The organism is uncultured Brachyspira sp. (assembly GCF_910588665.1).
Lineage (GTDB): Bacteria > Spirochaetota > Brachyspiria > Brachyspirales > Brachyspiraceae > Brachyspira.
In genome coordinates this window covers 238,064-263,362 of sequence record NZ_CAJUPR010000002.1, presented here as the reverse complement: position 1 = coordinate 263,362, position 25,299 = coordinate 238,064, and the positions used below count along the sequence as shown (strand labels likewise).

At 30.2% G+C, this 25,299-nt stretch carries 22 protein-coding genes, 1 tRNA gene and 1 pseudogene; 13 read left to right on the top strand and 11 right to left on the bottom strand.

What is annotated here, in order from left to right; all coding sequences use genetic code 11:
* Positions 1-170 precede the first annotated feature (170 nt).
* Positions 171-1,427 carry a hypothetical protein gene (locus QZ306_RS02545; RefSeq protein WP_295160612.1) on the top strand — a complete coding sequence of 419 codons (1,257 nt, stop codon included), beginning with the start codon at positions 171-173 and terminating at the stop codon, positions 1,425-1,427.
* 63 nt (positions 1,428-1,490) lie between these two features.
* On the opposite strand, the gene ligA is transcribed toward QZ306_RS02545, so the two are convergent.
* A complete protein-coding gene (ligA, locus tag QZ306_RS02540) occupies positions 1,491-3,479 on the bottom strand; it encodes an NAD-dependent DNA ligase LigA (protein WP_295160610.1) in 1,989 nt (662 codons plus the stop codon).
* Positions 3,480-3,762: 283 nt separating this feature from the next.
* Between ligA and QZ306_RS02535 the strand changes: the two genes are divergently transcribed.
* Positions 3,763-4,200 (top strand): hypothetical protein, encoded by a 438-nt coding sequence (locus QZ306_RS02535; protein WP_295160608.1) that lies wholly within the window; start codon positions 3,763-3,765, stop codon positions 4,198-4,200.
* An 8-nt stretch (positions 4,201-4,208) separates the two neighbouring features.
* On the opposite strand, the gene QZ306_RS02530 is transcribed toward QZ306_RS02535, so the two are convergent.
* Positions 4,209-4,721, bottom strand: coding sequence for a hypothetical protein (locus QZ306_RS02530; RefSeq protein ID WP_295160606.1), 513 nt, complete (start codon positions 4,719-4,721; stop codon positions 4,209-4,211).
* Positions 4,722-4,890: 169 nt separating this feature from the next.
* On the opposite strand from QZ306_RS02530, the gene QZ306_RS02525 reads away from it, so the two are divergent.
* The 7 genes and pseudogenes from QZ306_RS02525 to QZ306_RS02495 form a co-directional block, all read left to right on the top strand.
* Positions 4,891-5,877, top strand: a complete 987-nt coding sequence (locus tag QZ306_RS02525; RefSeq protein WP_295160605.1) for an aldo/keto reductase — start codon at positions 4,891-4,893, stop codon at positions 5,875-5,877.
* 146 nt (positions 5,878-6,023) lie between these two features.
* Positions 6,024-7,310, top strand: a complete 1,287-nt coding sequence (locus tag QZ306_RS02520; protein ID WP_295160604.1) for a malic enzyme-like NAD(P)-binding protein — start codon at positions 6,024-6,026, stop codon at positions 7,308-7,310.
* Between the two features lie 192 nt (positions 7,311-7,502).
* Positions 7,503-8,954, top strand: coding sequence for an Asp-tRNA(Asn)/Glu-tRNA(Gln) amidotransferase subunit GatB (gatB, locus tag QZ306_RS02515; RefSeq protein ID WP_295160603.1), 1,452 nt, complete (start codon positions 7,503-7,505; stop codon positions 8,952-8,954).
* Between the two features lie 73 nt (positions 8,955-9,027).
* On the top strand, positions 9,028-9,528 hold the full coding sequence (locus QZ306_RS02510) for a hypothetical protein (protein ID WP_295160601.1): 501 nt from the start codon (positions 9,028-9,030) through the stop codon (positions 9,526-9,528).
* A gap of 6 nt (positions 9,529-9,534) precedes the next feature.
* Positions 9,535-10,062: a ComF family protein gene (locus QZ306_RS02505; protein WP_295160599.1), complete on the top strand. Its 528-nt coding sequence runs from the start codon at positions 9,535-9,537 to the stop codon at positions 10,060-10,062.
* Positions 10,063-10,122: 60 nt separating this feature from the next.
* Complete coding sequence (locus QZ306_RS02500; RefSeq protein WP_295160596.1) at positions 10,123-12,282, top strand: U32 family peptidase; 2,160 nt, start codon at positions 10,123-10,125, stop codon at positions 12,280-12,282.
* Positions 12,283-12,313: 31 nt separating this feature from the next.
* Positions 12,314-12,579, top strand: a pseudogene (locus tag QZ306_RS02495) (hypothetical protein); the annotation flags it as partial.
* 9 nt (positions 12,580-12,588) lie between these two features.
* On the opposite strand, the gene QZ306_RS02490 reads toward QZ306_RS02495, so the two are convergent.
* Genes QZ306_RS02490 through QZ306_RS02480 form a run of 3 tightly spaced genes read right to left on the bottom strand, consistent with a single transcriptional unit; the run spans position 12,589 to position 15,759 of the window.
* The gene (locus QZ306_RS02490; protein ID WP_295160593.1) at positions 12,589-13,395 is read right to left on the bottom strand and encodes an alpha/beta hydrolase; all 807 of its coding nucleotides are present in this window, start codon (positions 13,393-13,395) and stop codon (positions 12,589-12,591) included.
* Between the two features lie 23 nt (positions 13,396-13,418).
* Positions 13,419-15,050 (bottom strand): AMP-binding protein, encoded by a 1,632-nt coding sequence (locus tag QZ306_RS02485; protein WP_295160591.1) that lies wholly within the window; start codon positions 15,048-15,050, stop codon positions 13,419-13,421.
* Positions 15,051-15,087: 37 nt separating this feature from the next.
* A complete protein-coding gene (locus tag QZ306_RS02480) occupies positions 15,088-15,759 on the bottom strand; it encodes a hemolysin (protein WP_295160589.1) in 672 nt (223 codons plus the stop codon).
* Between the two features lie 144 nt (positions 15,760-15,903).
* Between QZ306_RS02480 and QZ306_RS02475 the strand changes: the two genes are divergently transcribed.
* The gene (locus QZ306_RS02475) at positions 15,904-16,887 is read left to right on the top strand and encodes a D-alanine--D-alanine ligase (protein WP_295160587.1); all 984 of its coding nucleotides are present in this window, start codon (positions 15,904-15,906) and stop codon (positions 16,885-16,887) included.
* A 7-nt stretch (positions 16,888-16,894) separates the two neighbouring features.
* Here the strand turns inward: QZ306_RS02475 and QZ306_RS02470 are convergent, their stop codons facing one another.
* Positions 16,895-17,701, bottom strand: coding sequence for a DinB family protein (locus QZ306_RS02470; RefSeq protein WP_295160584.1), 807 nt, complete (start codon positions 17,699-17,701; stop codon positions 16,895-16,897).
* A gap of 203 nt (positions 17,702-17,904) precedes the next feature.
* Here QZ306_RS02470 and hisF point away from each other — a divergent pair, with 203 nt between their 5' ends.
* Complete coding sequence (gene hisF, locus QZ306_RS02465) at positions 17,905-18,660, top strand: imidazole glycerol phosphate synthase subunit HisF (protein ID WP_295160581.1); 756 nt, start codon at positions 17,905-17,907, stop codon at positions 18,658-18,660.
* Between the two features lie 55 nt (positions 18,661-18,715).
* Here hisF and QZ306_RS02460 read toward each other — a convergent pair.
* A tRNA-Ile gene (locus QZ306_RS02460) sits at positions 18,716-18,789 on the bottom strand.
* A gap of 174 nt (positions 18,790-18,963) precedes the next feature.
* Between QZ306_RS02460 and QZ306_RS02455 the strand changes: the two genes are divergently transcribed.
* The gene (locus QZ306_RS02455) at positions 18,964-19,791 is read left to right on the top strand and encodes an EFR1 family ferrodoxin (RefSeq protein ID WP_295160579.1); all 828 of its coding nucleotides are present in this window, start codon (positions 18,964-18,966) and stop codon (positions 19,789-19,791) included.
* A gap of 8 nt (positions 19,792-19,799) precedes the next feature.
* Here QZ306_RS02455 and QZ306_RS02450 read toward each other — a convergent pair whose 3' ends face one another.
* Positions 19,800-20,450 (bottom strand): DNA-formamidopyrimidine glycosylase family protein, encoded by a 651-nt coding sequence (locus QZ306_RS02450; protein ID WP_295160576.1) that lies wholly within the window; start codon positions 20,448-20,450, stop codon positions 19,800-19,802.
* Positions 20,451-20,660: 210 nt separating this feature from the next.
* Between QZ306_RS02450 and QZ306_RS02445 the strand changes: the two genes are divergently transcribed.
* Positions 20,661-21,317, top strand: a complete 657-nt coding sequence (locus QZ306_RS02445; RefSeq protein ID WP_295160573.1) for a flavin reductase — start codon at positions 20,661-20,663, stop codon at positions 21,315-21,317.
* A 96-nt stretch (positions 21,318-21,413) separates the two neighbouring features.
* Here the strand turns inward: QZ306_RS02445 and QZ306_RS02440 are convergent, their stop codons facing one another.
* The 3 genes from QZ306_RS02440 to ruvB are packed head-to-tail and all read right to left on the bottom strand — an operon-like array spanning position 21,414 to position 25,280.
* Complete coding sequence (locus QZ306_RS02440; protein ID WP_295160571.1) at positions 21,414-23,030, bottom strand: hypothetical protein; 1,617 nt, start codon at positions 23,028-23,030, stop codon at positions 21,414-21,416.
* Between the two features lie 25 nt (positions 23,031-23,055).
* The gene (locus tag QZ306_RS02435; protein WP_295160622.1) at positions 23,056-24,201 is read right to left on the bottom strand and encodes a M23 family metallopeptidase; all 1,146 of its coding nucleotides are present in this window, start codon (positions 24,199-24,201) and stop codon (positions 23,056-23,058) included.
* A 29-nt stretch (positions 24,202-24,230) separates the two neighbouring features.
* Complete coding sequence (gene ruvB, locus QZ306_RS02430; RefSeq protein ID WP_295160620.1) at positions 24,231-25,280, bottom strand: Holliday junction branch migration DNA helicase RuvB; 1,050 nt, start codon at positions 25,278-25,280, stop codon at positions 24,231-24,233.
* Positions 25,281-25,299: the final 19 nt, after the last annotated feature.

The following is a 25,299-nucleotide window of genomic DNA, read 5'->3' as shown; positions in this document are numbered from 1 at the left end:
GGAAATATGCATAAGAAAAAACGGAGAGTTAATAGCATAACTTTTTTAATTGTGTCTCTTAAATATATATTATTTAGGCTTGAACCTTAAAAGGATTTAAGCCTTTATTTTTATTTAAAGCATATTTATTTAAAAACGATAATTAAAACGGTATTTTTATTTAACGGTTTATGCAGTTTATGAAGTATTTTTTAAAAAAAATAATAATAATTACAATAATTACAAACTCGCTGCTGCTTGCAGATAATTTTAAGCTTATATCAAAGCAGGGAGAAGCTTCAGTAATAGTTAATGAAGAATATGCAGATTCGGATATAAAAAAAGGCTTTCCAGATGATTATTTTTCAGTATCTACTAAAGAAGAGTCCTATATCGTTCTTGATAATGGAGAAAAATCAATTATATTAATGCCTAATTCAAAACTTACCTATGAATGCGGTAATTTTACGCTTCATTTCGGATATATGTATATAAAAAGCAAGCATAATGATGATATAAAAATTAAAATAACAAAAGACAGTAAATCCTACAATTTTAAAGGAAAATCTTTCGCTTTAGTATCATACGACGATGAAATATCGGCAATAACATATAATAATGCTTTGAAGCTTGAGCCTGAAAACTCTTTGGGTATAAGCTACTTTTTAGAGCCTAATCATAAAACATCAATAACTCCTATTCTTGAAGGTCCATACAGAACTACTGAAAATGAAAAATCCTTAATTGAGAATGTATCCAGACAATTGGAGGCTGAAATTGCAGGTCATCTTAATAAGGATATAGACAGATACAATTTTAAGATAATGGAAGGAACAAAAAATGAAACTGTAATATACAGAGTTGTTCACCCGAAAAAAGGTCCTAATATATTTTTAATAGTTCCTCATGGAAATGAGAGAGTGGGAACCGATGTAGCTATGGAAAGAATTAATATGCCTATAAAGAGAGGAAGCCTCACTATAGTGCCTATTGCAGTTCCTGAGGCATACAGAAAAAATGCCAGAGCTATAGAAGGTCTGGATATAAATAACAGATTCTTTGATAAGCAGATAAATAAAACCGATACTGATAAGCTTGCAAAAGAATACATGAATATGCTTGATGAATATAATATAGATGCTGTGCTTACGCTTCACGAAGGAAACGGATTTAAAGAGTTCTTCGGAGATTCTATTATATACGACAGCAGAAAATTAGATGATAAGGTTGTAAAAGTATTAAATAATATAAACTCAAGAATAGAACCTATGAAATTTAAATTCAGGCAAATGTATTATCCTATGCCCACCACTATAACTTTCTATGCGGCTGAAAAAAATATAGAAGCTTTCGGTATAGAATTAACCAGAAATTTAGATTATGACAAAAAAAGAATAATAATGCATACCATATTAAGCGAATTTTTAAAAATATATGATATGGAATAAAATAATAATATTCAAAGCACGCATAAAAGCATACATATACGCATATCGCTTCAATATTTAAAATTATCTTGTAAGTTTTATAAACTCGTCTGCTTCCATTATATGAATTCCTAAATCCTGAGCTTTTTTAAGCTTGCTTCCTGCTTTCTCGCCTGCTATTAAAATATCTGTATTCTTAGATACTCCAGACTGAACTGAAGCCCCAAGCCTTTCTGCAGCCTCTTTTGCAGAAGTTCTTGTAAAACCTTCTATTGAACCCGTTATAACGACATTTTTTCCTGTAAGAGGAGACTGCACAATTGAATGTTTCTCAAATACGGGATTAATACCTTCTGCAAGCAAATCATCAATTAATTTTAATGAATTATCATTATGAAGAAAATCATAAATACTTTTAGCGCTTATCTCTCCTATGCCTTCAATATTTTCCAAATCTTCAATAGATGCTTTTTTGAAGTTTTCTACAGAGGCGAAGTATTTAGCAAGCAAGTCCGCAGTAGTTTCTCCAACCTGACGCATACCCAATGCATATATAAATCTTTTTAAAGTGGTATTTTTACTCTCTTTTATAGAATTAAGCATATTGCCTGCAAGTTTCTCTCCCATTCTTTCAAATTCAAATAATTGCTTTTTTGTTATCTTATAAAGATCTGCGGGAGTTTTAACAAGTCCGCTTTTTGTAAATGCCGCTATCCATTCCTTTCCTATGCCGTCTATATTCATAGCCTGTTTTGAAACAAAATATTCTATATATCTGGTTATCCTGCTTGGACACTCTTCGTTTATGCATCTTACAATTACATCTCCGTCTGTAACGGCAGTATCTCCTCCGCATACAGGACATTTATTCGGAAACTCAAAAGGTTTGCTGTCTTCGGGACGCTTATCCAATACCACCCTTGTAATTTTAGGTATAACATCTCCCGAGCGTATAATAACAACGGTATCACCTACCCTTATGTCTTTTGATTTTATTTCATTAGGATTATGAAGCGTAACATTTGAAACCGTAACGCCTCCCACCTGTACGGGCTCTAATTTTGCTACAGGAGTTAATGCTCCGGTTCTTCCTACCTGAACATCTATATTTTTTAAAATAGTCTCCTTCTCTTCGGGCTTGAACTTAAATGCAGCCGCAAATCTAGGGGCACGTGATAAAAAGCCCAGTTTCTCCTGATATTTTACATCATCGACTTTTATTACCAAACCGTCAATATCATAATCCATTTTATTTCTGTTTTCCTGAATATCATAATATATTTCTAATACTTTTTCGGCATCTATATTCGGATGAACGCCTTCAACTGTAAAACCCAAATCAGATAAAAAATCCATAGATTTATATTCATTAGTTAAATCAAAATCTTTATAATTAGCTATCTGATAAGCAAAGAATTTCAATCTTCTTTTTTTGCTTTCTGAACTGTCCAATTGCCTTAATCCGCCTGCTGCGGCATTTCTGGCATTTGCAAAAGGCATCTCTTCAAGCTCTTCTCTTTCTTTATTTAAAGCCTTAAAATCCTTTTTTGTTATTAATGCCTCTCCTCTTACTATGAGTTTATTTTTTTCTTTTATGCTTTTAGGAACATTATTCATCATTTTTACATTATTTGTAACATTCTCTCCTATCTGTCCGTCGCCTCTTGTGCTTGCTGCAGTAAGTTTTCCATTTTCATAAATAAGCTCTATGGCAAGTCCATCGAATTTATTTTCAACCGTATATTTAATACTGATTTGATTAAGTTCTTTTTTCATTCTTGCATCAAAATCCAAAAACTCATCTTCTGTCATAACATTAGAAAGCGAGTACATTGCAATAGGGTGTTCAAACTTTTCGAATTTATCCAGTATTATTCCTCCCACCTTATTTGTAGGGCTTTCATCTTTTTTTAATTCTGGAAACTCTCTTTCAAGATTTTCAAGTTCTCTGAAAAGCTTATCATATTCATAATCCTCTATTTCAGGGTTATCATCTGTATAATAAAGCTTATTATGATAGTTAATAATTTCAGTTAATTGCTCTATTTTTTTATTAGCCTCTTCTTTGTTCATAAAACTTTCCTTGAAGCAAAACTATTTAATATTAATTTTAAGGCAGCTTAAATTTATATTATTTTTTATAAGTATTATAATATAAAAAAAATTGAATTCAATAGCAGGTATTTTAAAATTTATTTAAATAAGCAGTACATAATAATAAAAATATTTCTGATATGATTTTTCATTATAATATATTTAATTGATAAAATAATTATATTATGTTATATTATACATGATAATTCAATAATAAAACAATTTGACCGATAATATATAAAATTAAAAACTAGGCTTTATTATGTATAAAATTGCGGCTGTATATACATTAATTATAGTATTTTTAATCTCCTGCGCTGAAAAGTATGAAAGCTCCCAGTACAGACTGAATATAACGGCACAAACAAATGAAACTGATATAGATATAAAAAGCAGAAAATTTGATGCTGTCAATCTCATAAAAAAAAGCTCATTTACAGCATATCCTAACATCAGCATAGAAAATTTAATATCATCTTTTGACAAAGTTGAATGGCAGGATTTTATAGCGGAAGACGATTATAAACGCTATATAGACATAGTGGCTTTATACGGCACTAATGAGTATATTATACAATTTCAGATAATAGATCAGCACAGATGGGATTTGTACGCCTTTGAAATAAATAAAACCCCGCATACTATAGATATAGTTTCAAGCAAATTATATGAACTGTACAATAATACCATAAAAAAATAATATAATAATCAATTAAAGCCTAAGGATATGCTTCCTCTTTTTATGTCTATAGAGCTTGTACTTCTAGGCAGTTTTATTTGTATTAGTAAGCTTCTATTCAAATCGCTTCCTATAGTCCAGTCATTTTTCTGCGGCTCGAATATTCCTACAGATGTATTTATGCCTGTTCTTCTTCCTAAAAATACTTTTACATCATAATATGATACAACTATGCCTTTAATACCTTTTACAGTTTCTTCGGCAATTTTCAAAGGAGCAGCTAATGACAATTTTTTTACTTCCTGCTCAGTCATATTTTCAGGATCTTTGCCGCCTATAATATAATAAACTTTATCATTTATTTCCACAGCCTGAACTTCTTTATCAGCCCCATAAGCTGTAACTTTCATTTTGGAAGGATCTTCTCTTACAATATCTTTTTCTTTTATTTCGGTATTATTTTTATTATCTTTTTCGGGTATGGTTTCGCACCCTGTTATCATAATTATTAAACTAAGAGCAATTAAAATTTTTTTAAACATAATCCCTCCGCAGATTTTTTTATATTTATTATATGAAATTCTGTAATACTATAACTATCGGAATTTACTTTTGTAATATTAAAGTAATTTTTGCATCTCTTAACTTGAATTAAGCAATAATATACATATACTTAAATTGTAAATATAATTTTTGTATTTAGGATATAAAATGCAGGCATCTGAAAAAAGATATTATAATATGATATATAAAAAATGCGGAAAAAGCGGATTGAAGCTTCCTATAATTTCTTTAGGACTTTGGCATAATTTCGGAGAAAACTGTTCTTACAATAATATGAAAGAAATAATTAAAACGGCATTTGATAACGGAATAACGCATTTTGATTTGGCAAATAATTACGGCCCTCCCTACGGAAGTGCGGAAATCAATATGGGTAAAATATTAAGCTGCGGATTTAATAAATACAGAGATGAAATTATTATAAGCACAAAAGCGGGATATGACATGTGGTCTGGCCCTTACGGAAACGGCGGAAGCAAGAAATATATTACGGCAAGCATTAATCAAAGCCTTAAAAGACTTAATTTAGACTATGTAGATATATTCTATCATCATAGAATGGATACTGAAACTCCTCTTGAAGAAACTATGGAGGCATTAACCAGAATAGTAAAAGACGGAAAGGCTCTGTATATAGGCATTTCAAATTATGACGGTCATACTATGGAGCATGCTTCAAAACTGCTTTATTTAGCAAATGTGCCTTTCATTATTAATCAGAACAGATACTCCATATTTGACAGAACTATAGAAAATAACGGAATTAAATTAAAATCAAAAAAATTAGGCAAAGGAATAATAGCTTACAGCCCTTTAGCTCAGGGATTATTAACGGATAAGTATTTAAATGGCATACCTAATAAAAGCAGAATAGCATCTGACGGAAGATATTTAAAGCCCGAAGATCTTACAAGAAAAAGATTAAAACAGATAAAATTATTAAATAATATGGCAATTGAAAGAGGCGAAACCTTAGCTCAAATGTCTTTAAGATGGGTATTAAAAGATGAAGATATTACAGGCGTATTAATAGGCGCTTCAAATCCGAGCCAAATAACAGAAAATTTAAAAATTATAAATAAAATGCCTATTACAGATGAAGAATTAAGAAATATTGATGATATCAGTTTATAAAAAAATTAAATTACAGAAGTGATAAATAATTTTAAGCTATGAAAAAGCCCTTATTTGTTATATAATAAAAAATTATGGGCCTCTATCAAATTTATTTGATAGAGACTGTGAGCGAGTAATTTTTTATATAATAAAGGAGCATCTTAATGGAAGATGAATTAAAAATAAAAGCTTTGGAATATCATTCAAAGGGAAAGGCTGGAAAAATAGAGGTTACGGCTTCAAAGCAATGCAAAACGGCAGATGATCTGTCTTTAGCATATACACCAGGTGTTGCAAAGCCCGTGCTCGAAATAGCCGAAAATCCTAACAATGCATATAAATATACATCTAAGGGTAATTTAGTAGCTGTTATTTCAAACGGAACAGCAATACTTGGTTTGGGCAGTAAAGGGGCTTTAGCTTCAAAACCTGTTATGGAGGGAAAGGGAATATTATTTAAGCGTTTTGCAGATATTGATGTATTTGATATAGAAATAGATGAAAAAGATCCCGATAAAATTATAAGTATAGTAAAAGCTTTAGAACCTACTTTCGGAGGCATAAACCTTGAGGATATAAAAGCACCCGAATGCTTTAAAATAGAGCAGAATCTGATAAAAAAGTGCAGTATACCTGTATTTCATGATGATCAGCATGGTACAGCTATAATATGCTCCGCCGCCTTAATAAATGCATTGGAAATTGCAGGCATATCAAAAAAAGATGCAAAAATAGTATTTAACGGAGCGGGCTCTGCAGGTATTTCATGCGCTAAAATGTTTAAAGCATTGGGAGTGCCTAAGGAAAATATTATTATGTGCGACAGCAAAGGTGTTATCACTAAAGACAGAATTGAAACCGTTACCGAAGAAAAAAGAGAGTTTGCAACCGATTTAAAAGTAAAAAATCTTGAAGAAGCTATGAAAGGAGCCCATGTTTTTGCAGGGCTTTCAGTTGCTGACTGCGTAAGCGAAGATATGGTAAAATCTATGGCTAAAAATCCTATAATCTTTGCTATGGCTAATCCTAATCCTGAAATACAGTATGAAAAAGCTGCAGCGTTAAGAAGCGATTTAATTATGGCTACGGGAAGAAGCGATTATCCTAATCAGATTAATAATGTTTTGGGATTTCCTTTCATATTCAGAGGCGCTTTAGATGTAAAAGCAAAATCCATATCCGAAGGCATGAAAATGGCGGCGTCTTTAGCTTTGGCAGCACTTGCTAAAGAAAAAGTTCCTGAAGAAGTTTTTAAAGCCTATGGAAATAAAACTTTTGAATACGGTAAAAATTATATAGTACCTAAGCCTTTTGACTCAAGAGTTATAGAATGGGTGTCTCCTGCTGTTGCTAAGGCGGCATGCGATGAGGGACTTGCAAAAGATCCTATTAATGACTTTGAAAAATATAAGGATTCTTTAAAAGAGAGAATGAAGAAATATTGGGAATAATTATTATTATTGTTATGCTCGCAGCGAACCTATAACAACTAAAGTTGTTATAGGTTCGCTGCTCGCTTTTTTATATTATAATTGTAAGAATATTTTCAAGCTTAAAATATTAAATATATAATAATCTATTGAAAAAAAATGAAAAATCATATAGAATAAACATAATATTTTTTAAATTAGGATTAATAAATTATGGAATATGAAGCAGTCATAGGATTAGAAGTGCATGTACAGCTTAATACAAAAACTAAAGCTTTCTGTTCATGCCCGAATATTTTCGGAGCGCCCGCAAACACTCTCACCTGTCCGAGATGTCAGGCTCACCCCGGAACCTTGCCTATAGTCAATAAAGAAATGGTGCATAAAACTATAAAAGCGGGACTTGCAACCAACTGCACTATTCAGAAGAAAAGCCGATTTGCAAGAAAGCATTATTTTTATCCCGATTTGCCTTCCTACTATCAAATTACCCAAATGGATGAACCTATATGCACAGAAGGTCATCTTGATATAACTGTACTTAATGATGACGGTTCTTCCTACAATAAAAGCATAAGAATAAACAGAATACATATTGAAGAAGATGCAGGAAAACTTGTGCATGATGATACTGGCAGACCTTTAAGCTATGTTGATTTAAACCGTGCAGGCTGCTGTTTAATAGAATGCGTAAGCGAACCCGATATTTCAACAGGCGAAGAAGCCTATCAGTATTTAACAGAACTTAAAAAAATATTTAAATATATTGAAGTTTCAGACTGCAATATGGAAGAAGGTTCTTTAAGATGCGATGCTAATGTTTCAATAAGACCTAAAGGAAGTACAGAGCTAGGAGTTAAAACCGAAGTAAAAAATATGAACAGCTTCAGAAATGTGAGGCTTGCAATAGATTATGAAATTAAAAGACAGATAAAAGCTTTAAATAACGGAGAGAAAATACTTCAGGAAACAAGACTTTATGATGCTAAAGAAAACAATACAAAAGGCATGCGTTCTAAAGAAGGTGCTGCAGATTACAGATATTTTCCAGATCCTGATATACCTCTTTTAGTGATTAAAGACGAAGATATTGAAAAGGCTGAAAAAGAGCTTCCTGAACTTCCTCAGAAGAAAAGAGAAAGACTTAAAAAAGATTATAATTTACCAGATCAAGATATAATAGTGCTTACGGAAGATCCTGCTTTAGCGGATTATTATGAAGATGCAGTTAAAGCATATCCCAAACAGCCTAAAAAAATAAGCAATTGGATAATGGTTGAAGTTAATGCCTATTTAAACAAAAAACTTCAGACTATTAAAGATTTTAAACCTAAGCCTGAGCATATAGCGGAAATATTCAAGCTTATAGATGAGAATATTATAAGCGGTAAGATTGCAAAAGAAATTTTTGAAGATATGTGCGAAACAGGGGAATCTCCTTCGGTTATAGTTGATAAAAAAGGAATAAAGCAGGTAAGCGATACAGGAGAACTTGAAACTGTAATAAGAAAAGTTTTAGAAGAAAATCCTAAATCGGTTGCAGACTTCAAAGCCGGCAAAGAAAAATCATTCGGTTTTTTAGTAGGCAGGACTATGAAGGCTACAAACGGACAGGGCAATCCTAAACTTATTAATGAGGTTTTAAGAAAGATTTTAAGCGAATAAAAGTTAGGTTTTTATTTTATATCTTTTTTAATATTTCTTGTTTCTATTAATGCTTATTAAGGAATCAATATTTATGAAAACTTTATCTTTGAAAAAAATTAATATCAGTATTTTAATTTTGTTTTTACTAAGCGCTGTAAGTTTGGCTTCCCCTATTATAGTGCATTATTTAGGATTTAAAGGCTCCGAATTCCTGCCGATATTTTTCGCCTTATCTTTAGGGGCTTATATATTAAATCCTTTATTTTTAATACTGCTTGCCTTAATATCTCCCATTTTGAATTATTTAATTACAAATATGCCTACGCCTCCTTTATTATATTCTCTTATTTTTGAAGGCTTGATATTTGCTTTAATTACTGCTTTAGGAAAAAGAAACTCAAATATATCTTTTATTTTAGTTTCGCTTTCGGCTTTAATACTGGCAAGATTATCGTCTGTTATTACAGCAATTATTTTTAATATAGAAATAGATGCTTGGCTTAAAGGTTTTATATTAGGCTATAAAGGCATAATAATTAATTGGGCTTTCGCAATCATAATGTATCTTATATTCAAAGACATATCTAATTAAAGCTTTATGTATAATAATATATTTAATGCATATAAAGAGTTTAATATTTACGGAATAAATATAACTGCATTAGGAGATTTGGATAAAGAACTAGGAGATGAATTGAGAGCTTTAAAAAGAAAAGAGATTGATTTTCCTTTTAAAATAATACGGCAGATAAGAAACTATATAAATAATAAAAAAATAGATGTTCTTCTTTATATACCGTCAAACAGAAATAAAAATATAATGAATATTTTTTCTGATTATATTTCAGAAGAGTTCGGCATAAAAAAATTAAGTATTATAAAAATAAAAAAATACATAAAAGAACAGAAATTTTTAGATACTCTTAAAGAAAGAAGAGAAAATATTAAAGACGCTTTTGAAATAACAGATTATGAAATACTTGAAAATAAGAATATACTTTTAATTGATGATGTGTATGCATCAGGAGAAACTATAAAAGAGATTATAAAAATTTTTAAGCAATTTAAATTTAATTATAACTTAGAGATATTAGTTTTCTGCTTCAGAAATCATATTTTTAATTAATTATATTATTATTTTACATAGGATTTTCTAACAGCAAATATTTCGTATATTATTCAAGCAATGATAAATAATTTTAATAAATATAATAAAAAAATAGAACTGCTTGCTCCTGCAGGCGATGAGAGGGGATTAAAGGCTTCCGTTAATGCGGGGGCTGATGCCGTATATTTCGGAGTTAAAAGTTTTAATGCCAGAGCGGGCGCAGCTTCAAATTTTGATGAAAAGACTATTGAAGAGAATATAAAGTTTGCAAAATTAAGAAATGTTAAAGTATATATTACGGTTAATACTTTAGTTTATGATGATGAAATTGATAAAGCTGTATCCGTTATAGAAAGAGTTTCTAATTTGGGAGCAGATGCAGTTATAGTGCAGGACTTTGGTATTATAGATATTGTAAGAAATAATTTTAATATCCCTATGCATGCCAGCACTCAGATGTCATGCAATAATTTATACGGAGTTAAGCTTCTTAAAAGCATAGGAATTGAAAGAGTTGTATTGGCTCGTGAGATGAGTTTAAGCAGTATAAAATATATAAGAGATAATATTGATACCGAGCTTGAAATATTTATACATGGTGCTTTATGCGCAAGTTTTTCAGGTCAATGCGCCTATTCGTATATGCATGGAGGAAGAAGCGCCAACAGAGGTGCATGCGCTCAGCCTTGCAGAATGAAGTATAAAGGAGGAAAAACAAATTATCCTTTAAGCACTAAAGATTTAATGACTATAGATATAATTCCTAATTTGATTGCAAGCGGCATAACCTCTTTTAAGATTGAGGGGCGTGCAAAGAGAAGCGAATATGCAGCCGTTGCAACATCAGCATACAGGCATGCTATAGATTTGGCTTTAGAAAATAAGGACATACCCGCCGAAAAGTACAGAGAAATACTTATAAAAATTTTTAACAGAGGCGGATTTTCTCAGGGATACTATTATAATTCAAAGGATATTTTTGAAAATTATAAGCCCAGTCATGACGGCGAATATATAGGAAAGGTTGCTTCATATAAAAAAAACAAAATATATATAAAAGCTGAAAAGGAATTAAATGTTTATGACGGGATTTCATTTGGGGAAAGCGGTGCAGTAGGAATGCAGATTTCGGATTTATATAAAGATAATATAAAAGTAAAAAGAGCTAAGGGAAATTTAAGTTTTTCAGCCGTTTTAAAAAATGTTCAGGTAAAAGATAAAGTTTACAGAACTACAGATAAACTTCAGATTGACGAAGCCTGCAGAATAATTGAAAACTGTAATTTTAAGCATCTGCTTGATTTAAATTGCATAATAGGTTTTGACGGCTGTAAAATTAAATTAACGGTTAATAGCAGATATGATAACAGATTAAATAATATAGAATATATAAGCAGCTATATAATAGAGGAGGCTAAAACAAAACCTTTATGCCAAGAAGATATTATTAACTCTCTTTCAAAGACAGGAGGCACAGTATTTGAGTTTGAAAATATTAATATTGATATTAGATTTAAAAATCCTTTTATACCTGTTAAAATTTTAAATGAAGCCAGAAGAGGCTTAACTAAAAAGCTTGAAAATATTTTAATGCAGTCAAGAAAAATAAATTACTTAAAAGGAGCATATAAAGATATTAATTATCCGAATACCGATATAAAAGTTTTAATAGTTAATAGCGAATCTAAATTAAATATGCATTATGATAAAAAGATATTATTTGCTGAAACTTATGATGAAAATATAATATATCTTTTTGAGAATAAAAAAATAGACGGCATAATTCTGCCTCACATAACATTTGATGAAGATATTGAAGTGATAAAAAATATTGTGGAGAAAACAAATAACATGATAGTAATATGCAATAATTTGGGTCAGATTGAGGCGCTTAGAAATAAATGCATATTATGGGCTGGTATCGGAATGAATGCCATTAACAGCCGCAGCATTAATTTTTTATATAAATTAGGAGTTGATATGGTTATATCATCGCCTGAATCAGGAAAGAGTTTTAAGAATGCTTTAGCTGTAAAAGAAGGCTTTATACAATCTATGAACTTTGTATTATGTCCGAAAAGCATATCTGTAGGATGCGCTCAATGCAAAGAAAAAGATATAATTGATAATAAAGGAAATAAGGTAATATTTGACTGCGTAAAAATGCATAATAAAACAAGCTTTATATTGGAGAGAATAAAAAATAAGACAGGCGAAGTATATATTTACATAGATTGATAAGCATGTTATTAATAAATATTCCCGCTTTAAATGCCGTACTTTTGTTAATGACAGTCCTGTAATGGATAAATATAAAAAAGAAAAATAGATGCATATTTCTTTGACAGAAGCATAGAATTAGATTTAAAAAAAGCCAAAGAACATGGAATAATCGAAGGTATAGAACAAAATAAAGAACAGGGCGAAAAAAGTAAAGCAATATCTATAGCCAGAAATTTAAAAAAATCAGGAATAGATATAAAAGTGATAAGCGAAAATACAGGATTAAGCATAGAAGAAATAGAAAATCTGTAAATAATATGTTTATTTCATTAGAAAATTCAAACATCTATAATTAAAATCTTTTGCTTCTTCATATACTGCATGACCAAGACCATTGTATAAAAAAAGCTCGCTATGACTAATTTTTTCAGCTATTAAATAAGACTCAGTTGTTCCTATAATTTTATCTGAATCCCCGCCGATTACTAATACAGGGCATACTATTTTGTTCAATTGCGCATAAGAATTGTGGGCGATGCAGGAAGATGCCTGTATGATAAAACGCTTAAAACTTTTTGGCTTTCCTATTATTCCAATTAACGGATAAATCAGACGATATTTTTTTAAAGTTCTTTCTGAATATGATTTTTCTGCTGTATCTATAATTAAATCTTTATAATTTTCTTGTATTGCCATTTCAATCCAAGCACCAACTGTTTTTTTTATTGTTTCATTCGGGTTTGAACTTGTTGATACCAATATAAGCTTATTGACCAAATCAGGATAATCAATAGCAAGATATTGCGCTATCATACCGCCTTGGCTTATTCCCAAAACATCTGCTTTAAAAATTTTAAGAACTGCTAAAGCTTCTGCAAGGTCTTTTGCCATTTCTATTGTAGAATATCCATCTTGCAAATTATTTTTACGGCTGAAAACATATACAGTAAATTCTTTAGACATTATCCTATATATTATTGAAAAAATAATAGCCATTCCTTTTACTGTATGCAGTCCGTCTCCAAGTCCGGGCACTATAATAAGATTTTTATTTCCATTTCCAAAAGATATGTAATACATTTGAGAATTTCCTGCATATACACTTCCGTTATGAGCATGATAAAACATAGCAAGCCTCCTTTATCGGATTATTATTTATATAAAAATCTCTTTATCTTTTTTGTAGGATTTTTTATAAACTCTTCTTTTTGAATGGTGAAGCCTGATATTCTTGCAAACTCTGGAAGCGTTTTATTAATTTCTATTCTGTTGTTTTCCATATATTTATTAATATCTTCTTCGCTTAGATTTTCATCTTTTATTTTTTCATAGTCTAAATATATCAGAGCATGAAGCTTATTATCTCTCTGAAGAACCAGAGATTCCAATATATAAGGCATAGTGTTTAATTTGCTTTCTATCTCTTCAGGATAAATATTCTGTCCGTTTGAACCAAGAAGCATATTCTTGCTTCTTCCTTTTATAAATATTCTGTTATTCTCTCCCAGAACTCCCAAATCTCCCGTTCTAAGCCAGCCGTCTTTTGAAAGAACATCAGCTGTAACTTTAGGATTCTTATAATAGCCGAGCATAACATTTTCGCCCTTAACCATAATTTCTCCGACTTCGCCTTCCTTTTCGGCATCTATTTTAACTTCTAAAGTGTCTATTATAAAACCGGAGCTTCCTGCCTCATGCCTATTCCAAGGCTCATAGCTTATCAGAGGTCCGCATTCCGTCATGCCGTATCCTACCGTAAATTTTAATCCTATATCCATAAGAAATTTTTCAACATCCTTATTCAAAGCGCTTCCGCCTATAATAAGTTCATAAAAATTACCGCCAAATGATTTAGTTAAGCTTTTTCTTATTTTTGATTTTAATAATCCCGAAATTATAGGCATTTTCAGTAAATTTGCAGTTAAAGGCTTGCTTATTGCAGGAAGTATCTTTTTCATATATATTTTTTCTATTATAAGAGGAACCATAAGTATAAGATTAGGCTTTACCTCGTCAAAAGCTTTAAGAAGAATATTCGGACTAGGCACTGCATTAAGCATATATATGCATGCTCCTTTTGAAAACGGAAATAAAAAATCAAACAGACAGCCGAATATATGTGCAAGAGGAAGAAAAGAAAGTATATGATCATTTGCTTTTATAGGCATATTATCTATTGCAAATCTTATATTTGCAGCTAATGAATTATGATTTAGCATAACTCCTTTGCTGAATCCTGTAGTACCTGAAGTATATATTATTGAAGCTAAAGTTTCATTTTCAAATATTGTAAGATTAAAATTTTCTCTGCTGAAATTTTCTATTTCTATATCATTAAATATATTTTCTGTTTCTTTATCCTGCTGCATTTTAGCTGTATTAAAACTTTCCAAATAAAAAGCTTTGCTTAATGACATCAGAGTCTGAGGGTCCATTTCTTTTATAATATTTTTATCCGCAAAAATAAACTTTACTCCGGAATCTTTAATTATAGAAGCTATATCATCTTTTGAAAAATCAGGCAATATAGGCACTGTAATAGCTCCGTAGCTTATTACAGATATATATGTTAAAGCCCAATTAACCGAATTAGTTCCGCATAGGGCTATTTTTTCGCCTTTATGAATATCAAGCTTTTTAAAAGCAGTATGTATTTTTAAAATATTTTCCGCAACATCGGAATATTTTAATATATTATTAGTTCCGTAATCAGCTAAAGCATTTATATCCCAATTATATTTAATTGCATTTTGTATATAATCGCTTAATTTCTCTTTAATCATATTTAACTCCTATTTTTTATTATATGATTTTTTTAATTTAAAAAATATTTGCAACATATCTGAACATAAAAACGGCATGGCATATATTGGATATTATTAAAACCGAATAAAACAATGGAAGAAATAAAGTATATCTTTTATTAGATTCATACATAGAAAGCCTGTAAAAAACCATTGCTATATTCAGAAGTAAAAAACCTGTAAGATATAATATTGCACCGTATTCTCCTGCCGCATGGGCTATTTTTGATATGGATATAAGCCAAACCCAATTAAGAAGAAAATAATATATAGTTTCGCCTGCTCCTCTCCATCTGTATACAAATATGCTTCTTAAAGAAATACCCAGAATGCATAAAGCTGTTATAATTCCGAAGAAACTCCAGCCTAAACCGTTTTTAAGAAGTATTAAGCAGGGAGGTATATAAACTCCCCATATCATCATAATAAAAAATGCATGCGATAATATATAAAAAACTTTTTTAGCTTTATTATGAAAAGGGAAAAAATGATATATTGAATTTATTATATAAAATATTGTAAGAAAGCTTGAATAAAGAGAAAATGAAGTAATTTCTCCCGCAGTTTTGGAATTGATTATTAATAACACCAGAACAGCTATAGAGGAGCTTGCGCATATTATGCATATAACAGCGCTTATTTTAGAAACGGAATTTTTTATTGTATTATTATTTAAATAAATATCCATAGCATATAAATAATAAACCTTATCTGCAATAAAGTAAATGGTAATTTTTAACTATTTTAATGTCAATTATATCATATAAAATTTTATTATCAAATTATAAAATTATACGATAAATAATATAATTTAAGTATACGGATAATAAAAATGATATTAAGCAGCGAATTAAAACAAAATATTTTAAACAGATTTAAAAATAAAAAAATAGCCGTGCTTTATGGCGGACAAAATGAGGAGAGGGAAGTTTCTTTAAGAAGCGGACAAAATGTTTATAAGGCTTTAAATAGCTTTGAAGAGCTTAAAGATAATTGCATTTTAATAGATGTTTCGGATTGCTATGATTTGGCAGTAATATTAAAAGAAAATAATATAGAATACTGCTATAATATTCTTCATGGAACCTTAGGAGAAGACGGAACTATTCAGGGGCTTTTGGAAAGTCTTAATATTAAATATACGGGTGAAAATATTTTGGTAAGCGCCGTTTGCATGAATAAAGTTTATGCAAAAAGAATATGGAAATCTTCGGATATACCTACCTCCGATTTTATGATGCTTAAAGATATAAAAGAAATTAATGAAAATAATTTAAAAGACGGCTTTTCATCTTTTAATTTTCCTATAATATTAAAGCCTGTATCAAGCGGCTCAAGTGTGGGAGTATCATTAATTAAGACAAAAAAAGAATTTGAAGATATTATAAAAAAAATAGAAAACGGAGATAATTATTTTTTAGAGCCTTATATAAAAGGAAAAGAAATTACGGTAGGTCTAGTAAAGGAAAAAAACGGCATTTATGTTTTTCCTATACTGGGAATTAATCCTAAAAATGAAATATACGATTATGATGCAAAATATACGCCCGGAAAAACCGATATGGAAATGCCTGCAAAACTGTCCGAAGAAATAAAAAATAAAGTAATAGAAGTATGCAGAAAAGCGTATGAAGTTTTGGGCTGCAGAGGGCTTTGCAGAATAGATGCTATAATAGACAAAGATAATAATATTTATCTTATGGAAGTTAATACTCAGGGAGGAATGACAGATACTTCCGATATACCTGAGATGGCAAAGCATATTAAACTAGATTTTAATGATCTCGTAATATATATATTAGGACTTTTAAAATAATAAAAGATTAAATAATATTAAAAGGAGCATATCCTATTTGTTCAAGCATAGCCGAAATCCTGCCTCTATGATATATGCTGTGGTTTAAGGCCTGCATTATTAAATGATATCTTGGTTTTTTTATTTCGGTTCCTGATAATTTTATTTTGCCCGCTGTATTAAAGTCCTCTATGCTATTAACTACGGCTATTATAATATCATCTAATTTTTTTCTTATTTCTATTAGGCTATTTAAATCTTTATATGATTTTTTATTAAGGCTTATATCATAATTTGAATATTCCAATATATCTTCATTAGGTATTTTATTTTTATTTGAATATTTTCTGTATATCTTAAAGAAATATATATCAGATTTAATAATATAAGCGAAAGAGCTATATATAGTTTTTAAATATTCTTCCTCTTCTTTTTTTAAATCCTTATCTTTAAGCTTATCTAAAATGCATATAAGTTCTTTATTTGAGTTTTTATTATAAAGCGCCGCCGTATTCATTATTTTTTTTGATATATTTTCAGATGCCTTATTCTTATCTTCTTTTTTATTTATTTCCATTTTTCTTTTAAGCTCTTCAGAGGCAATCTCTTTTTTTGTATTTAAAAGATCTGCCTTCATCTCTTTTACTTTGCTTGTAATATTTTTTTTCTCTTCCTGAAGCTTCTCTATCTGCTTTCTTTTTAATTCTTTTACATTCTTTTTTAAATCTTTAGTTATGCTTAATTTAATTTTTTCTATATCTTTTATTTTTTTGTCAAGCTTTCTTGATTCGCTCTCTATTTTTCTTGCAAGCTCTTTAACTCTGCTGTAAGTCATATTAAATTCCTAAGTCTGTATTTTTATTTAATTATATTTATTTATTTTTATAATTCAATATTATACAAAAAATATTTTAAAATTATTGTTGCAAATATTTTTTAATATATAATAAACTAAGGCGTTTTAAGTATACTGCATATAATCTGCTGATTGCCAAAATGCTGAATAGTTTAAGAATATTTTAAAGTGACGGAAATAATATGATAACTAAAAGAATAATACCATGTTTAGATGTAAGAGACGGCAGAGTAGTAAAGGGAACTAATTTTGAAGGTTTGAAAGATATTGATGATCCTGTAGAGCTTGCAAAATATTATAATAATTCTTTAGCCGATGAGCTTGTATTTTATGATATAACCGCATCTTATGAGGACAGAAGCTTATTTGTAAATGTTCTTGAGAAAACCGCTGAGGAAATATTTATACCTCTTACGGTAGGAGGAGGCATTAACAGTATAAAAGATTTTGATATAGTATTAAAGTCCGGGGCGGATAAAGTAAGCATTAATTCGGGAGCTATAAAAAATCCTAATCTTATAAAAGAAGCTTCTGAAAAATACGGCAGTCAATGCGTTGTGCTCTCTATAGATATAAAAAGAATTGACAGAAAATACTTCGTGTTTGCCAAAGGAGGCAGAGAAAATACAGGAATTGATGCAATTGAATGGGCTGTAAACGGAGAGAAAAACGGTGCGGGAGAGCTTGTTATAAACAGTATTGATACAGACGGAGTTAAAAAAGGCTTTGATATAGAACTGCTTAAAGAAATATCAAATAATGTTTCAATACCTCTTATTGCTTCGGGAGGTGCAGGCGGTATGGAGCATTTTAAAGAAGTGTTTCAAATAAGCGGTGTTGACGGAGGGCTTGCGGCTTCTATATTTCATTTTAAAGAAATAGATATAAAAAAATTAAAATGCTATTTAAGTAAAAACGGCATCAATGTAAGAGTTTAAATTTCTTAATAGAATTAAATATAAATTAATTATTTGGTTAAAGTATTTTAGGGATTGGGCCAGCAGGGACTTGAACCCCGGACCCGATGATTATGAGTCATCTGCTCTAACCGACTGAGCTACTGGCCCCTAACGATTTATATATTATATAATAAATAAAAAAAAAGTCAATAGTCAAATTATTATTTTTTGCTTAATAATATGCGGCATGAAATATTTTTATATGGCTGATATTGACTTTCTTAAATAAATTTACATAATAGACTATATATAATATAAAATATTTTAAGGAAGCATATAATTATGAAAGTTGATAAAGTATATTCAATTTATTACAGCGCTACAGGTACAACGCAAAAAATTGTTTCTTTTGTAGGCAAAAATATAGCAGAAAAATTAAAAGTACCGTTTGAGGAGTATGATTTTTCATTGCCTGAAAAAAGAGAAAACATACTTAAGTTTAATAAAAACGATTTGGTAATATGCGGAACTCCTACCTATGCAGGAAGAATACCTAATATAATGCTTCCCTTTTATAAAAATAATATTAAGTCTTTAGGAGCTTTGGCTATTCCGATAGTATTATATGGAAATAGAAATTTTGACGATTCTTTAATAGAGCTTAGAAATATTATGCAGGAAAACGGATTCTACACAATAGCAGGAGCGGGATTTATAGGCGAGCATGCTTTTTCTTATGTTTTAGGTGCAGGCAGACCAGATGAAAGCGATATGCATGTAGCCTTAGAGTTTGCAGATAAAGCAGCTGAAAAAATTATAAATACTGAAAATATACCTTCCGAGCCTGTAAAGGTAAGAGGAAACGATCCTATACGCTCTTATTATATACCCAAAGATAAGAATGAACATGCAATAGATATATTGAAAGTAAAGCCTAAAGTAGATACTTCAAAATGCACAAACTGTAAAACCTGCGCTTATGTATGCCCGCTTGCATCAATTGATTTTGAAGATATTACAAAGTATGTAGGAAAATGCATAAAATGCGGTGCCTGCGTAAAAAAATGCCCTGAACACTGCAGATATTATGATGATGAGGGATATTTATATCATCAGCATGACTTGGAAGAGGAGTTTTCAAGAAGAGCCGAGCCTGAATTATTTTATTAACAGATTAATTATTCTTCCGAATCGGAGTCATCTTCTTCGGTATTTCCTGAGGCCTCTCTGAGTACTTGTTTTATTGCATCAAATATTTCTCTGGCTTTAACTTTATTAATTTCGGAAGTTTTTGTCTTTTTAGTTACAGATGATTTTTTCAGTATTATGTCTCCGTATACATTTCCTATGCCGCTTAATATTAAAGGGTTTTTTATAAGTTTTTCAACGGTGGTATTGTTATCAGAAAGAAGCTGACAGAAAAGATTATAATTAAATTGCTTGGTGAGAGGATCATATCCCACCTGAGGCATAGTTGTTGAATCTTTCCATACAGGAATTATTTTAGTTATTTCTGTTTTATCTTTTCCGTCATCCACTACAAAAAAATTGCCATGATCTGTTTCTAATTTTAAAATACTGTTTTTATATGAATCATCTTCCGTTAATACGAAAGAACCGTTAGGGCCTAAATCTACGAGCATAGCATCTTGCGAAAATTGAAAATGCATATATCCGCCGTATCTGAGAACATCTATTATTTTCTGACCGTCTATATATTCCATTTCCTTATATTTATTATCTACAGCCACTATTTTATTTATATAAGAATAGCATATTTCGCTTTTAATGGAATTGATTAATGTAATTAAATTCGGAAGTTCTCTCATAATTGCTTTTATCCTGTTATATTATGTTTACTTTATATTTTAGCATGAAAGAAAAAAAAATCAAATTTTATTATTTCAGCAATATCCAAATAAAGAGTAAAATATAAATTGATTACAGATGTATATTTTTTTCAGATTTTTTTTATTTAGTATTGATTTTTTATAATAATAATATATAATTAGTAATTATTATTAATAAGGATATCGTATATGAATACTTTTGCTTTAACTAAACTTTCTTACGGAATGTATATATTAACCACTATGGACGGAGATAAACCTGTAGGATGTACTATTAACACTTCAACTCAAATTACAGCAGAGCCTACAACAATAATGATAAGTGTAAATAAAAATAATTATACCAATGAATGCATAAAGAAAAACGGAATGTTTGCGCTTTCCATACTTTCAGAAAAAAGCGATTCTTCATTGATAGGAAGATTCGGATTTAGAAGTTCAAGAGACGGCAGTAAATTTGAGGGTGCAGATTATGAAATGAAAAACGGACTTCCTGTAATAAAAGACGCTAATGCTTATCTTATATGCAAAGTTACGCATAATTTTGAGGTTCATACTCATACTATATTTATAGGCGAGCTTATAGATGCGGAAATATTCAGCAATGATGTTAATTCTATGACATATTCATATTATCATACTGTAATAAAAGGCAATACACCTCCTAATGCCTCCACAGCAAATGCATATAAAAAAGAAGAGGTTAAATCTGAAAATAAGCCCGTTTATAAATGCAAGACCTGCGGTTTTGAATACAAAGGCAGTATTCCTTTTGAGGACTTGCCAAGCGATTGGGTATGCCCTATATGCAAGGAGCCTAAAAGCAATTTTGAAAAAATTTCATAATTAAGAAATCAAACTAATTTTTACCCCAATTTTATATCGGCGTCCCCTTAATTTTTTATTAAATTAGGGGGATATTTTATCAAACTTAAGGCTTAATTAAAATATAAAATTATCTATATCTTTATATATATTAGCTTTCAAACAGCTTCTTTTATTTTTTATTTCTTTTAATATATCAGAACCTAATTCAGCATCTTTAAGCGATTTTCTTATCTGCCAGAATCCTAAATCCCATAAGGAAATCTTAAATTTTTCTTTATTTATTTTATCTGCATTAGAATAGAAGAACTTATATAATATTTTAGCACTTTCAATCAATTCTAAAGCCTCATAAGATATATATTCTTTATTTTTTTCTAAATACTCAAAGGCAAATCTTTTTTCATTATTAAATTTAAAAAAACCGCATTTTGAATATACTTCCTTATAATTGAAAGGATAGAAATTATTTATTATTGTATAATAATTATTTTTGTATAATACAGAGCTCATAGATGATGTTTGATTTGAAGCTGAAAATAAGCTCCATACTATGCAGTCCAATATAAATTTTCTGTCTAATTCTTTTTTAGGTATGCAGAACTGATCGCTTGCATTAAGCCAGTCAACTTTTGCATTTCTTCTTACCGCATGCACAATCATAGCTTTTTCAAAATTTTCTTTTGTAATTGATAATGATCCTGCTGAAGCCTGAGGAGCTGAAAATATCGCTGTAAGATTCTGCTTTTGCAGATCATTGCCGCAGCTCATAAGAGAGCCTATAAATCCTGTGCATATTTTATCTCTTATATCCTTTCCATGTGTTTTTACTTTAACTGCGGAAGAAAGCGGAACAAATACAGATGAAGTTTTTTCTCTTTTTATCCATTTATTAAGCAGATTAGAGCCGTCAGAGACATTATATTCTTTTCTGGCTAAAATATTTAAGCTGCTGTCCAGCACATCAAGAATTATATTTTCGGTTTTTATATTGAAGCTTCCGTTTATTTTCCATATTATGAAGCTTACAGGAAAAGGAGCCGTTTTTGAAGTATTTTCAAAATTTGAAGATGAGAAAATAAATCCCTTTAAAAATTTATAATTGCATACTTTATCTCTGAACTTTTCATTATTGCGGTATTTTATATAATTTGTTTTTGAAAATAAAGCGAGATAAACATCTTTAATATTTATAAACTCTTTATAAACTCTGAACATAAACTGCGCATATAATTCTCTTGAAGCATCGCCTAATTTTTCATTATGCATCATATTTCTTATTCTGCTTATGCTTATATTTTTTTTACTTTTGGAATTTGTTCCTGCAACCTGACTTGTGGCATAGGGGGGATTTATGAATATCAGCCATTTTATATTTTTATTATTTAAATCTTTTATAAGCTTATTCGGAAGTTTTTTATATTTAAAACCGTTATTGTCTATATCATCATTTAAATAATCGTATTGAAACAAACAGGCATTTTTAAATTTCTCCCTGCATTTTTCTATATCCGATTTTTCTATTGTGGACATATATAAATATTTATGATATTTCTTATCTATATAATACTCTAAATTCCCCGCAGCGCATGACATATCCCATATTCTGAATTTACCCGAATATAATTCTTCTTTAGGAATAACATTACATATATATTCTATGGATTTTTCCGCAAAATTAAGCGGAGTATGGAACTCTCCCAAATATCTTTTTTTAGAATCATATTCATTCATATTATAATGCTGAAATAATAATAAATCAGAATCTGGCGCTTAAATAAGTCATAGGATTTTTATGGTCTCCTCCTATTCTTACCTCAAAATGACAATGTATACCTGTAGTTCGTCCCGTATTCCCTATAAGCGCTATTTTTTCTCCTTTTCTCACCTTTTGATTGTGCTCTACAAGAAGTTTTGAATTATGTCCGTAAGCTGTCTGATATCCGTTTGCATGCGTGATAAGCACAAACCAGCCGTAGCCGTTTCTCCACCCTGAAAAAGCAACAACTCCGTCTGCAACTGCAAGTATAGGTGTTCCGTAAGGACCTGCTATATCCACTCCGTAATGATAGCTTTTTTCCTGATTAAATGGGGAGAGTCTGGCTCCGAATCCGCTTGATATTCTTCCTCCTCCTGCAACAGGCCAGCCTAAAGGAATTTCTTTATGTATTTTAGGAGAAACTTTCATAAATGATAATATGTTTTTCTGATAAGAATCAACTTCATTAAGCATTTTATTTATATTGGAAGATTCGCTGTTATAAAGCGCATTATTATTAAATACTCCTGAATTATTATAATCTATAGCATAGGATATGGATTTCATAATACTATTATATTCCGTAAGCGATTTTGAGAATCTTTCAAGCGATTTTTTATAATCTTCTATTAATGTAAAAGTTTTGGCTTCTCTGGCTGAAAGAGTATTATAAAACTCCCTTGCCTGTTTTTGCCTGTTATAGGCATCATAGCCTGTATAAATCAGAACTGAAAATATAAGTACAAGAAATAAAATCATAAAATTATTTATTGGAAGCCTTATTCCGTATTCGTCATCATCATAAAATATAAGTATGCTTCTTTCATGATTTCCTTTTCTTTTAACCGCTTCTATTACAATTTTAAATAAATGTCTTATTCCGTAAGTTGAATTATATAATTTACTCAGTAGTCTTTTGCTTCTATTGAATTTAAATTTAGCTTTAGGCGCTTTGTATCTTGAAGTTTTAAAGCTTATATTTTTTTTATATGCTAAGTCGAAATGAGAAATATGATTTATAGCGGGACTGTCGGCGCTTTTAAAATTTCCTGCAAATTTATTAGCTATATTTTTCACATCTCTTGAAGTTTCTTCTAAATAGTATTTATCTAATTCGGCATTAGATTTTTTTTCTTTTGATGATATATTGTCTGCTGTTAAAATATCCGCACTCCTTAAAAATCAAATAATCCTTTTTCTGTGCTTTTATAATTATCGTCATACTTTGAAGAAATATTTAAATAAGAATAAGCTTTATTTGTGGCAACTCTTCCTTTAGGGGTTCTTTTAATAAATCCGCATTGTATAAGATAAGGTTCTATTATATCCTCTATAGTTTCTATCTGTTCCGAAAGCGATACAGATAAAGTATCCGCCCCCACAGGTCCGCCGTTATAATGTTTAATAATAGTATTTAAATAAAGTTTGTCAATAGCTTCAAAACCGTTTTTATCTATGCCGAGCTTTTCTAAGGAATCGCATACAAACTTTTCATCTATTTCTAAAACATCATGCACTACGGCAAAGTCAAAAACTCTTCTTAAAAGTCTGTTTACTATTCTGGGTGTTCCTCTGGATCTTGAAGCTATGGAAAGAGCTGCGGATTTTGTTATGCATATATTAAGAAAAGATGAGCTTCTCTCTACTATACCCGCCAAATCTTCATCATTATAAAATTCAAGTCTTTCAACTATGCCGAATCTGTCATAAAGAGGCGTACTTAATAAACCGCTTCTTGTGGTAGCTCCTATCAAAGTAAAATGAGGAAGCTTTACCCTGAAGCTTTTAGCGCTTGCCCCATCTCCCACTTTTATATCTACAAAGAAATCTTCCATAGCTGAATATAGAACTTCTTCAACAACCGTGCGCAGTCTGTGAATTTCATCTATAAACAGTATATCCTTATCGCCCAAAGAAGTAAGTATTGAAGCTAAATCACCGGGACGCTCTATTATAGGTGCAGAAGTTGCTTTGATATTGCTTCCTATTTCATTTGCTATTATCTGTGCAAGAGTGGTTTTTCCTAATCCGGGAGGACCGTAAAATAATATATGATCTAAAGAAACATCTCTTTTTTTAGCGCTTTCTATAAAAACTTTCAATTTTGATTTTATATTTTTTTGTCCTAAAAAATCATCAAAACCTTTAGGTCTTATATCAGAAGAGTTTTTATCTTCCCTATCGTAAGAGTTTTCTTCAGCATTTGTTATGCTTTCTTTATTTATTTTTTCTTTCATAATAAAA